Raw genomic sequence first — 12361 nt, forward strand, 5'->3', positions numbered from 1 at the left:
GCGGGTGTTGTGTTGTCTTCGACCATTAGTGCCGGTCGGCTCCGCCCCTTGCGGGGTGTCCACGTCCGGTCTATCGACCATGTGTTCTGCATGGGGTCTTCAGAAGCCCGGAGGCTTCATGGAATCCTTATCTTGGAGGGGGCTTCCCGCTTAGATGCTTTCAGCGGTTATCCCATCCGAACGTAGCCAACCGGCCGTGCCGCTGGCGCGACAACCGGCATACCAGAGGTTCGTCCACCCAGGTCCTCTCGTACTATGGGCAGGGCTCCTCAAGATTCCAACGAGCGCAGAGGATAGAGACCAAACTGTCTCACGACGTTCTGAACCCAGCTCGCGTGCCGCTTTAATCGGCGAACGGCCGAACCCTTGGGACCTGCTCCAGCCCCAGGATGCGACGAGCCGACATCGAGGTGCCAAACCATCCCGTCGATATGGACTCTTGGGGATGATCAGCCTGTTATCCCCGGGGTACCTTTTATCCGTTGAGCGATGCCGCGTCCGTACGCCGGCACCGGATCACTATCTCCGACTTTCGTCCCTGCTCGACCCGTCGGTCTCGCAGTCAAGCTCCCTTGTGCGATTGCACTCAACACCCGATTGCCAACCGGGCTGAGGGAACCCTTGGGCGCCTCCGTTACTCTTTGGGAGGCAACCGCCCCAGTTAAACTACCCGCCAGGCACTGTCCCTGGCCGGGATGACCGGCCGAGGTTAGAGGCCAGATGAGGACAGAGCGGTATTTCACATTCCGGCTCCACGGATGCTGGCGCACCCGCTTCGAAGCCTCCCGCCTATGCTACACAGTCCGCACCTAACGCCAATACCAAGGTATAGTAAAGGTCCCGGGGTCTTTTCGTCCTTCTGCGCTTAACGAGCATCTTTACTCGTACTGCAATTTCGCCGAGCTCCTGGTCGAGACAGTGGGGAAGTCGTTACGCCATTCGTGCAGGTCGGAACTTACCCGACAAGGAATTTCGCTACCTTAGGATGGTTATAGTTACCACCGCCGTTTACCGGGGCTTGAATTCACCGCTGCCCCCTCCGAAGAGGGATGACGGATCCTCTTAACCTTCCGGCACCGGGCAGGCGTCAGTGCATATACAGCGACTTACGTCTTCGCATGCACCTGTGTTTTTGGTAAACAGTCGCTACCCCCTGGTCTGTGCCGCCCCCACCGGCTCCGCGCGCAAGGCGTCTCACCGGCAGGGGCCTCCCTTATACCGAAGGCACGGGAGTGATTTGCCGAGTTCCTTGACCAGGATTCGCTCGATCGCTTTGGTATACTCTACCTGACCACCAGTGTCGGTTTAGGGTACGGGCGGCGCCACTCCTCGCGCCGAAGCTTTTCTCGACGGAACGGCACACCGGATTCGGGGCACAAGACCCCCCATCATCACACCTCGCGCTCATGCCGGGCGGATTTGCCTGCCCGACGCGCCGCATGCTTGACCACGGATAACCACCACCGCGGCCCGGCTCCCGTTCCGTGTCACTCCTGCGCTACCCGCCACGCATCCACACGCCGGTCCCATGCCATCGGACGGTCCGAAGACCATCACCCGACACAGGTAAGGGCACGCTTCCGCGTCTTGGATTGGACGGCTTGACGCCGGTAGGAGAATATCGACTCCTTCATCCATTCGACTACGCCTGTCGGCCTCGCCTTAGGACCCGACTCACCCGGGGACGACGAACGTGGCCCCGGAACCCTTGGTCATCCAGCGGGCGGGATTCTCACCCGCCTCTCGCTACTCATGTCTGCATTCTCACTTCCACGCGGTCCACGGCCGGCTCACGCCGCCGCTTCGCCCCACGCGGAACGCTCTCCTACCCAGCACAGCAAACTGCGCTGCCGCGTCTTCGGTGGCGTGCTTGAGCCCCGCTACATTATCGGCGCGGAACCACTAGACCAGTGAGCTGTTACGCACTCTTTCAAGGATGGCTGCTTCTGAGCCAACCTCCTGGCTGTCTATGCGACTCCACATCCTTTCCCACTTAGCACGCGCTTAGGGACCTTAGACGACGATCTGGGCTGTCTCCCTCTCGACGACGGAGCTTATCCCCCGCCGACTCACTGCCGCGATACACCTCACACGTATTCGGAGTTTGGCTGCTGTCGGTACCCGATACGGGCCCTCAAGCATCCAGTAGCTCTACCCCATGGAGGCACTCACGCGACGCTGCACCGAAATGCATTTCGGAGAGAACCAGCTATCACGGAATTTGATTGGCCTTTCACCCCTAGCCCCAGGTCATCGGCCCGGTTTTCAACCCAGGTCCGTTCGGTCCTCCACGCGGTCTTACCCGCGCTTCAACCTGCCCAGGGCTAGATCATCCCGCTTCGGGTCCAGGACACGCGACTGGAAACGCCCTTATCGGACTCGCTTTCGCTACGGCTGCCCCACATGGGTTAGCCTCGCCACGCACCACTGACTCGCAGACTCATTTTTCGATAGGCACGCCGTCACCCCGAAAGGCTCCGACGGATTGTAGGCACACGGTTTCAGAAACTCTTTCACTCCCCTCCCGGGGTGCTTTTCACCTTTCCCTCACGGTACTCGTACGCTATCGGTCAGACAGGAATATTCAGGCTTACCCCACGGTCGGGGCCGATTCACACGGGATTCCACGAGTCCCGCGCTACTTGGGAACAAGAACCGGCAGGCGGCACGCCTTCGGCTACGGGGCCATCACCCTCTACGGCCGGGAATTCAATCCCGTTCGCCTCACACGCCGCTTTATCACTGCCGCCGGGCCCGTCGGAGCCCGGACGCCAAGTCCCACAACACCCATGCCGCAACCCCCGACGGGTCTTGCACGGCACCGGTTTGGCCATCATCCGCTTTCGCTCGCCACTACTCACGGAATATCCTTTCCTGCAGGTACTGAGATGTTTCACTTCCCTGCGTACCCCCCGCACGAATGCGGTGCCGGCCCATAACAGCCGGCGGGTTACCCCATTCGGACACCCTCGGATCAAAGCCCTGTCGGCGGCTCCCCGAGGCCTATCGCGGCCCCACGCGTCCTTCATCGGTCCTGTCTGCCAAGGCATCCACCATGCGCCCTTGCCGACAACACGACCACAGGCCATGCCACGACAACAACAACTGCGAACTGCCAGACGACAAATCATCACACTAAACGATCACAAAACGATCGACCCGAACCCACCAAAAAAATAGGCTCGGACGAAACAATACAGCAGACAGCCAGCCCAAAGCCAGCCATCCGCTCGCGTCCACTATCCAGTTCTCAAGCCACCAGCGCGCCGCCAAGACCCGCCACAGGGCAACACCCCATGCAGGAACCCGACGGGCGGCAGGAACACCACCCACAACAAGGTGGCGGTCCGGGAACCCAACAGCGCATCCATGCCACAGCCTTCCGACCGTTCCACGCCAGCACGCCCACGCCATCCGGCCATCCGGCCGGACCCATGGACCCGACCCCACGACCCAAACACGGGCGGGGGATTTTACTCATATCTCCGTAGAAAGGAGGTGATCCAGCCGCACCTTCCGGTACGGCTACCTTGTTACGACTTAGTCCCAATCGCGGACCTCACCTTAGACGGCTCCCCCCCTTGCGGGTTGGGCCACCGGCTTCGGGTGCTGCCCACTTTCATGACTTGACGGGCGGTGTGTACAAGGCCCGGGAACGCATTCACCGCGGCGTTGCTGATCCGCGATTACTAGCGACTCCGCCTTCACGGAGCCGGGTTGCAGGCTCCGATCCGAACTGAGACCGGTTTTCAGGGATCCGCTCCATGTCACCATGTCGCATCCCGTTGTACCGGCCATTGTAGCATGCGTGAAGCCCTGGACGTAAGGGGCATGATGATCTGACGTCATCCCCACCTTCCTCCGGGTTAACCCCGGCGGTCCCCCGTGAGTTCCCGGCATGACCCGCTGGCAACACGAGGCGAGGGTTGCGCTCGTTGCGGGACTTGACCCAACATCTCACGACACGAGCTGACGACGACCATGCACCACCTGTGAACCGGCCCCGAAGGGAAGCCGCGTCTCCGCAGCCGTCCGGCACATGTCAAGCCCAGGTAAGGTTCTTCGCGTTGCATCGAATTAATCCGCATGCTCCGCCGCTTGTGCGGGCCCCCGTCAATTTCTTTGAGTTTTAGCCTTGCGGCCGTACTCCCCAGGCGGGATGCTTAACGCGTTAGCTCCGACACGGAACCCGTGGAACGGGCCCCACATCCAGCATCCACCGTTTACGGCGTGGACTACCAGGGTATCTAATCCTGTTCGCTCCCCACGCTTTCGCTCCTCAGCGTCAGTGACGGCCCAGAGACCTGCCTTCGCCATCGGTGTTCTTCCCGATATCTACACATTCCACCGTTACACCGGGAATTCCAGTCTCCCCTACCGCACTCCAGTCCGCCCGTACCCGGCGCCGATCCACCGTTAAGCGATGGACTTTCACACCAGACGCGACGAACCGCCTACGAGCTCTTTACGCCCAATAAATCCGGATAACGCTTGCACCCTACGTATTACCGCGGCTGCTGGCACGTAGTTAGCCGGTGCTTATTCGAAAGGTACACTCACTCTCGCTTGCTCCCAATCAAAAGCGGTTTACAACCCGAAGGCCGTCATCCCGCACGCGGCGTCGCTGCATCAGGCTTTCGCCCATTGTGCAATATTCCCCACTGCTGCCTCCCGTAGGAGTCTGGGCCGTATCTCAGTCCCAATGTGGCCGGTCGCCCTCTCAGGCCGGCTACCCGTCGAAGCCTTGGCAGGCCATCACCCCGCCAACAAGCTGATAGGACGCGACCCCATCCCATGCCGGTAAACCCTTTCCCGCACCATCATGCGATGATGCGGAGCATCCGGCATTACCACCCGTTTCCAGGAGCTATTCCGAAGCATGGGGCAGGTTGGTCACGCATTACTCACCCGTTCGCCACTCTCACCGCCAAGCAAGCTTGGCGGATCCCGTTCGACTTGCATGTGTTAAGCACGCCGCCAGCGTTCATCCTGAGCCAGAATCAAACCCTCCACAAAAAACCATGAAGAAGCCGAAACGACTCACATCAATAATTGACGGGCCAGCTTCCATAAGGAGGAAACCAACCCACGAAAAACCCCGACACCCCTCACAACGCTCCCACGTACCCGACAACAGCCGGGCGGGCATCGGACTGGCAATCAAAAAGCTATAAGTAGCACAAACACGCTCTTGAGTTCTCAAACCACCACCACACCAACAAGCGTTCATCTTCCTCCCGGAAGAAGAACCGCCGTGTTGAGCAGCAAGAGATAAACTTACCACGAGCCAGCCAAAACGCAACCCGGCCCCTCCGAAAAGACCCTCAAAACCAGCAATAACAAGCCCTCAAACGGCGTGTCGCCGCATGTCCCTTTTGAACTTTAGACGTCGCGAAGATGGGACTTCAGCGCACTGCCACGGCTTCATGCACACATTTTATTCACAAAGTGGCATCAAACCCCAGCTCCATAGGCGTGTCAGCTTAGTCCTTTCATAGTCCTTTTGAACTCTGGCCATAGTCGACTGTATCCAATGCGGAGTTCACCTTCCGTTCTCGACCGTCAGTCATCCACAGCCTACGAATACGAATGTTGATATAGATGTGTGTTCGCGCACTATGTTGGTCTGCGAATCATGGATTCTGTTGACGGATGGTAAGACGGGTGTATGAGCACAACAATTGCAGTACTGACCGGGGCGGGAATCTCGACTTCCGCCGGCATACCGGATTTTCGCGGACCTGACGGGGTTTGGACCAAGCATCCCGATCAGATGAACGTGTATGACTTGGACCTGTTCATGAGTGATCGGAAGCAGCGAGAGTATTCATGGCGGTGGCAGAAGGAGTCACCAGTCTGGAAGGCCCAGCCCGGAGTAGCGCACAAGGCACTGGCCAGGCTGGAGCAGGCAGGCATGCTGAACCTGCTGGCTACGCAGAACTTCGATGCCCTTCACGAGAAAGCCGGCAACTCCGAGGATGTCATCGTCAACCTTCACGGGACCATCGGCAGCTCCCATTGCATGAAGTGCGGTCAGGCATATCGGACGGCCGACATCATGGCCAAGCTTGATCAGGAACCCGATCCACACTGCCACAAGCCCATGCCCTACCAAGGCAACATGCCATGCAACGGCATCATCAAGACTGATGTGGTTTACTTCGGTCAAGCCCTGCCCGAAGGAGCCATGGAGAAGAGCGTGAGGCTGGCCAGCCAGGCCGATCAGTTCTGGGTGATTGGCTCCACCTTGGAAGTGTATCCAGCAGCTTCGCTGGTGCCGGTGGCAGCCCAGGCGGGCGTGCCAATCACCATCATGAACATGGGCTCGACCCAATACGATTCCCTGGCAACCCGACTCATCCACGAACCTATCGAAGAGGCACTGCTCAAACTCGTCGACAAAACCATCGCCGGACAAGGATGATTCCCCAACCGCTCCGCGCAATTACTGGAACAGATCTGCGATCTGCAGGTTTCTGATGGGCCCTGCAAGAACCTGCAGGGCCCACTATGGCAATCCTTGAGCCGTCTTCCGTCTCATTACAGACAGACTCCACTTGTACCGGACCCCTGTCAGCGTCGTTTTGGAACCCCAGCACTCCTATCACGCGGATACTCTGCATCAGGAAGCGAACCTCTGCCCCAGAAGAAGGACGGCAAATCGACTCCAGAAGCCGAGCCCGGGGATTTCGTCGCCTTCCAGATCATGACCGTCACCGACTTGTGGCGGCGGCTGATCAGGTCGCACAAGCACGACCAATAGACGGCCAGACCATACCAACCAATAATTTAAAAAGCCATGTTATTGGGTACAGGAGAATAGCCATGAACGAATACGAGTACGAGCCTAAGACGGAACAAGAGCGCCGACAGATGGAGGAGATGAACGCCAAGGCCGAACGCGGGGAGCGCCTGGACGTCATACCAGGCTCCGTCCGTACGACGCAAGGATCCGAACCGCGGAGTGGATGAGGACGAGTTCTTCCGCGACCTCCAGGAGGAATTCGACCGGATGCGCCTGCGCCGGGCCGAGGCCACCCGGTGAGGGCGGAGAGGGACAGGCGTGCAGGAAGGGAAAGGAGCGCAAAATGGCCAAGCAAGTCACATCTGAGAACCAGGAGGACATCGATGCGATGATCCGCGCAGCCGACCGGGGGGAGCTGATCCACCACCCGGAGGCCGTCATCCGGCGGGACCCCGGCGCCCCGCTGCTGACCGACGAGCAGGCCGCATCGCTCATGGCCCAGAGTCTGGCGAATCTGGAGAAGCTGGAGGAGCGGCGGGCCGAGGCACGGACCGCTCGACGCACCTGGAGGGTCAGGGTGCCCGAGGACCTGGACGACAAGGCCAGCCGGCTGGCCAAGAAGGAGGGCATCCCCAAGTCGGCCATCATCCGCAAGGCCGTCGCCCGGTACGTCAAGGACACGGCCGCCGCAGGAGGACGCAAGGGCGCCCTCGGAACCCATGAATAACGGTTCCGGGGGTGCCCTTCGTTCATGCGGTCATGCGGTCGGCTGCGCATAGGCGATCCCGCAGGGCATGCCCAGGACGGCCAGCCGGTCCTGAGCCATCCTGGTGGACAGATTCTCCACCTCCATGCACGCGGTACAAGCCTGCCGGAGCCGGCAGGAAAGAACAAAGCCGGGCGTGCGCGCCGGAAGAACTGCCGCAGTCAGAAACGAGCATTTCACCGCTATCACAGAAAGGGCCCGAAACCAGCTCACCACATCCATAAAACACCAGCAATCACAGCCCACCAAACGTAACCACCCAGCATCAGACCCACCAGCAATCACGAATCCACCATCATCAACACATCCCAAGTGCACCAACCAGCGCAGACAGCAATCACGTCCAGATAAGCCACAATCAAACCAAATTCAAGAGATGGACCTTGAATGTAATTTGAGGGACTTTGAATGCAGCAAACCCTCTTAGCCCCACACGCAGTAAATCTAATAAGAAATCCCCCTATATACCTATATACCTATATACCTATATACCTATATACCTATATACCTGTACTAGAAAACTTGAATTTTTGATTTTGATTTTGACGGTGGATGACTTCGCTTCGCGGTCATTGGGGAGACGCTCATTGAGAAGCTGCTCGAACGGATTAAGAGCGTGGCCGGAGAACTGCAATCGCTGCCGGACGAAACGAGGAGACATGGACGGGAACCCAAACCAGAGCAACGAGGAGGACCTGAGCGCGCAACTGCGCGAGACGAGGCAGGTGCTCGAGGAGCTCAGGAACTACCAGGGCGCGCAGATACAGCTCGTCACCAGCCACCAGGTGAACCTCAGGGAGTATTGGGGGCGATAACCTCCACGACGGAACAGGCCAACCAGATGCTGTTGACCAGCTTGCAGCGATTAGAAGACTCAGGCAACAGGCAGAACGAAGCCTCAAGGAAGGTCATCCTCTTTGGCTACAAGGCGTTCGAGGAGAGCGTGTAGCAAACGGCCAGCAGGAACGAAACACAGCTCAGGAAGATGTACCACTGGCAGCAGCATGTGAACGAGCAGCTCTTAAGTCTGCAGAGCAGGCAGAACAGCAAGCTCGACTCGCGCGCCCACGACGTCACACGACACCTTGACGAGGCCCCGGCCTCACTCGATAGACAGGCCAGCGAGCAGATCAGACGAATGGGCAACCGGCTCGACCGACATCAGATCCGCAACTGGCTGACCACCACCATCCCCACCAGTGTCCTCACCAGCGACATTCTCTACATGATTCCGCACTACATCCGCTAAAACATCCCATGCTCATGGTGTGAGTGTAACCAAGCAAACTGGTCTTGTATGTGTTGTTCGAACTCCGGCAAGGGTATTGTTCCAGGAGTAGCCAGCGTCATCGTACCGGTTCGGATTCCACATCGGTATCAGTGGCATAAGAACGGTCTCTATATGTGAGAGGCCAGAATGAATCAGCTGTATTTATAAGGTAAAATAGCTTGTGGTGGCCGATTTTTGCCATCATATTTGCCTTCAAGGGAGAAGACGATGAGGAAGTTTGGGTGAGGTATTTGCGAATTCACTGGATTGAACGGTTGACGATTTGGGCTTCCTTGATTCTCACCATGGTGGTGGCATTCGAGATGCTTATCACTATCGACCAGGAGCTTCCAGCTGGTACCGGTACCTCTTTCACCGTCGAGAGGGTTGATACCGCAACGAAGGCGGATGCTGTGCGTGCGATTGCTCAAGCATCAAGAAATTTAGGGATTAATGTCTTCAAAATCCAACCTTCATTTCGTGATTCAATGAAGTCTCGTGTTCTCGTGGCCTTTGTGGGTGACCAAAAGTCTTTTCAACGAAATGGAGGGTACGATTATCCTTCCTTTTCAACGCGTGACCAGTCAACAAAAGTAGTTTCTTTTGAAGAGATTACCACCCAGGACTTGCGCGGAAGCTATGCGACCAATGCGGATAGGTCGCATATGGAACAGCTCGCCAAGGCTTTGTCACGTTCCCGGATAGTGGTTGACGAATCACAAAGCCTCTGGTCACGAGGCTTCTGGATAGCTGCGATGATATACGCGTTAGGGAAGGGTGGCCTTTGGGCGGGAGTCGTTATCATCGCCATCACATTGGTGGTTTCCACCGCGTATTCCCTGTCCAGGAACAGGAAGATACATGCGATCAAGGCGATGCACGGTTATACCAGCGGAAGGATACTCGTCGGCGAGCTGGTGTCACTGCTCGCCACACTCGCCGTGGGATTGGTGACAATTACCTTAGTGGGATTACCTTTCCTCTGGTTTATCAATAACTTCCACCAGATTTGGCGACTCCTTCGAGCGCTGTTTATCGCCGTGGCTGTCTTGACAGCATATCTTGTCTTCCTAGCGTTGGCTTTAGGTGGTGCCAGTACATTCCACGATCGAATACCCTCCGTTCTCAACGGAGAGGGCAACGAACTCCGTGATGGCATCATCGCGGGTTTTGCCCAGTTCATAGTGGTGGCTGTTCTCTTTGGCACCATCAGCGGTTCTCTGAATAGAATCAGCGCGGTACAGAGCACCAGCCGGTCCTTGGCACAGTGGTCTCGCATCTCGGATCAATATGTCCTGAGGTTTTCAATCAACATCACACAGGAGGATACGCTCCGGGCAGCGCCTCCCCTGATGAAAGTGATCGAGGATCTTGACAGCAGAGGGAAGGCGATGCTGGTCGGGTATAAAGGTGACTCCGTTTTTTCCGCTGATGGCAACGATAATCCTTATGAACCGGAAGGATCCGATTCGATGATAGTGAGCCCGAACTATCTCGACAAGCAACCCATTGCCGGGCTTGATGGGAAACCGGTCAAGGTGGTTGGAAAAGATATCGGGGCTTTCACACTCCTGGTGCCTTCATCATATAAAGGGGACCCCGGGGCCTTGTTGAAGGAATACGCCGAATATTTCAAGAGAATGTGCCGAGGAGATGTCACCCGGAAACAGAAATCGTATTCCTGCAACCCTCACGGCGTCTTGGTCCGCACACGTTCGGGCCAGGACATATCCCTCTTCTCGGGAACGCAGTTCATGCCTGCGGAGGATCAGCAGAGGCTGTCTTTGAAGAATCCGGTGGTAGCCGTCACATCCCCATCGTCGGGGTTGATCAGCCCCATGGAATACCTGTCATACACATCAAGCGATAGTGTATTGTTCTCTGATCCGGAACTCCTGCAAAACAAGCTGGACCATTATGGAATCTCCGGATACTTCCAGGGGATTGACAACGCCAAAGACTCGGTGGCGTATACGTTGTCATTATCCCGGAACGAGCAACGCGGGGACATCATAGCCATATCGTTCGGTCTGGCCGCTGCCATGATGGCCATCCTTGTGTGCTCGGCCGCGTATTGCGCAAGACGACGCAGGCTCTCCTTCGTCCAATTCATCCATGGATACGGGTTTTTCAGAAGACATGGAGGCTTCCTTATCATGCAGAATATCGGGGTACTGCTGACCCTCATGGCAGTCGGCATTATCTGCTCGATGAACAAGGTTGCGGATCTGGTGGCTGGAACATTGCTCTTCGCCGGATCCAGCCTCATCATGGCCATTACCGTATCGGCATACGAATCAAGGTTCCGTGCCGATGACATCAAACGCCCGTGAATCCGTGGTACGGAGGAAGATGCATATGACAGACGCAGGCATGCAGCCGACATTGCAAGTCGAAGGACTTACCAAGAGATTTGCAGAACACACGTTATGGTCGAGACTGTCCTTCGACGCTGGACCTGGTTCCATAATCGCAGTGAGCGGACCGTCCGGTGCAGGCAAGACGACCCTGCTCAACTGCATCGGCTTGTTGGAGGACTTCGATGAAGGATCGGTCACTTACAACGAAGGGACATTCCGTTCCGGTTATTTACGCAAGAGCAGGAAGGGGCAGCGAGTGTGTCTTCGAGAAAACATAGGATTTCTATTCCAGAACTATGGTCTTGTCGAACAGTGGAATGTATCGCGTAACCTGCAGATTCCCCTCAAAATGAAGAAGCGCGAGCATCGCAAGGAACGGGACGAACGAATCGACAGCGTACTTGACATCGTCGGGATGAATGGCTCACAGAAGAAAAAGATTTACACCCTATCGGGCGGGGAACAACAGAGAATCGCCCTCGCCAGGCTCCTGCTCAAACAGCCGAATGTCATTCTTGCAGACGAGCCGACCTCTGCGCTTGATCAGGACAACGCTAACGTCGTAATACGTATACTGTGCGAACTTGCCCAACAAGGTGCCGCCGTCATCATCTCAACGCACAATGAAGAAATAAAGCAAATCTGTTCGTCGATTATCGAAATAGGCTGATATACCTACGTCCTCCAACCGCAGACCGTGACGACCCTGGGGGAGGGCATCACCCACATCTGGTCGTACGGGAAGCCAGGCTGCTCGTGGTGCGGATTAGCACCCAAGTCGTGCGCCAGAAGAAGCACAAGACCAGCCGCGTCATCATGCTCCCCTCCACACCGCGGCAGCTGATGGAAGGCCTGGGCATCCAACGCAAGCCCCGTAAAACCGATTACGAGGACTTCAAACGCCAGATCAGCGTCCTGTCCTACTTCGACATCTCGCATGGCTGTCGAGCGGATATGCGCGCTCAACCATTCACACGCTTACCAGACCCCACTCATCACCTGGAAATCGCTCCAGAACCAAATGGGCTCGAACTATACAGAAACACGAAACTTCGTCACCAAATCCAAGCAGTCACTGAACCATGTGGTCGCTCTCTGGAACGTGGCCCTGGCCGACGCCGACGCAAACTGCGGGCTTCACTACAGCATCGAAAAAGGCGGAGTCCGCCTGCGACGAGACGAAAGATAGCGCAAGGATCGCCATAGTTGGGCCATACAAG

The 12361-nt window shown here is 57.1% G+C and carries 7 protein-coding genes and 2 rRNA genes; 7 read left to right on the forward strand and 2 right to left on the reverse strand.

Annotated features, from left to right (window positions below):
- Nucleotides 1-6: 6 nt before the first annotated feature.
- A 23S ribosomal RNA gene (locus ACGG9J_RS04210) occupies nucleotides 7-3077 on the reverse strand.
- Between the two features lie 414 nt (nucleotides 3078-3491).
- Nucleotides 3492-5016 (reverse strand): 16S ribosomal RNA (locus ACGG9J_RS04215).
- Together the 16S and 23S rRNA genes form the textbook arrangement of a ribosomal RNA operon.
- A 652-nt stretch (nucleotides 5017-5668) precedes the next feature.
- Here ACGG9J_RS04215 and ACGG9J_RS04220 point away from each other — a divergent pair.
- The 7 genes from ACGG9J_RS04220 to ACGG9J_RS04250 all read left to right on the forward strand — a co-directional run bounded on the left by ACGG9J_RS04220 (nucleotide 5669) and on the right by ACGG9J_RS04250 (nucleotide 11811).
- Nucleotides 5669-6424 (forward strand): Sir2 family NAD-dependent protein deacetylase, encoded by a 756-nt coding sequence (locus ACGG9J_RS04220; RefSeq protein WP_390133908.1) that lies wholly within the window; start codon nucleotides 5669-5671, stop codon nucleotides 6422-6424.
- A 401-nt stretch (nucleotides 6425-6825) separates the two neighbouring features.
- Nucleotides 6826-6972, forward strand: coding sequence for a hypothetical protein (locus ACGG9J_RS04225; protein WP_390133910.1), 147 nt, complete (start codon nucleotides 6826-6828; stop codon nucleotides 6970-6972).
- Between the two features lie 116 nt (nucleotides 6973-7088).
- Nucleotides 7089-7472 carry a ribbon-helix-helix protein, CopG family gene (locus ACGG9J_RS04230; RefSeq protein WP_390133912.1) on the forward strand — a complete coding sequence of 128 codons (384 nt, stop codon included), beginning with the start codon at nucleotides 7089-7091 and terminating at the stop codon, nucleotides 7470-7472.
- A 698-nt stretch (nucleotides 7473-8170) separates the two neighbouring features.
- Nucleotides 8171-8326, forward strand: coding sequence for a hypothetical protein (locus ACGG9J_RS04235; protein ID WP_390133914.1), 156 nt, complete (start codon nucleotides 8171-8173; stop codon nucleotides 8324-8326).
- A 170-nt stretch (nucleotides 8327-8496) separates the two neighbouring features.
- Nucleotides 8497-8760, forward strand: a complete 264-nt coding sequence (locus tag ACGG9J_RS04240; RefSeq protein ID WP_390133916.1) for a hypothetical protein — start codon at nucleotides 8497-8499, stop codon at nucleotides 8758-8760.
- 200 nt (nucleotides 8761-8960) lie between these two features.
- The gene (locus tag ACGG9J_RS04245) at nucleotides 8961-11114 is read left to right on the forward strand and encodes a bacteriocin-associated integral membrane family protein (RefSeq protein ID WP_390133918.1); all 2154 of its coding nucleotides are present in this window, start codon (nucleotides 8961-8963) and stop codon (nucleotides 11112-11114) included.
- Between the two features lie 25 nt (nucleotides 11115-11139).
- Nucleotides 11140-11811 carry an ATP-binding cassette domain-containing protein gene (locus tag ACGG9J_RS04250; protein ID WP_390133920.1) on the forward strand — a complete coding sequence of 224 codons (672 nt, stop codon included), beginning with the start codon at nucleotides 11140-11142 and terminating at the stop codon, nucleotides 11809-11811.
- Nucleotides 11812-12361 lie beyond the last annotated feature (550 nt).

This window comes from Bifidobacterium apicola, from assembly GCF_042846865.1.
Taxonomy (GTDB): domain Bacteria; phylum Actinomycetota; class Actinomycetes; order Actinomycetales; family Bifidobacteriaceae; genus Bombiscardovia; species Bombiscardovia apicola.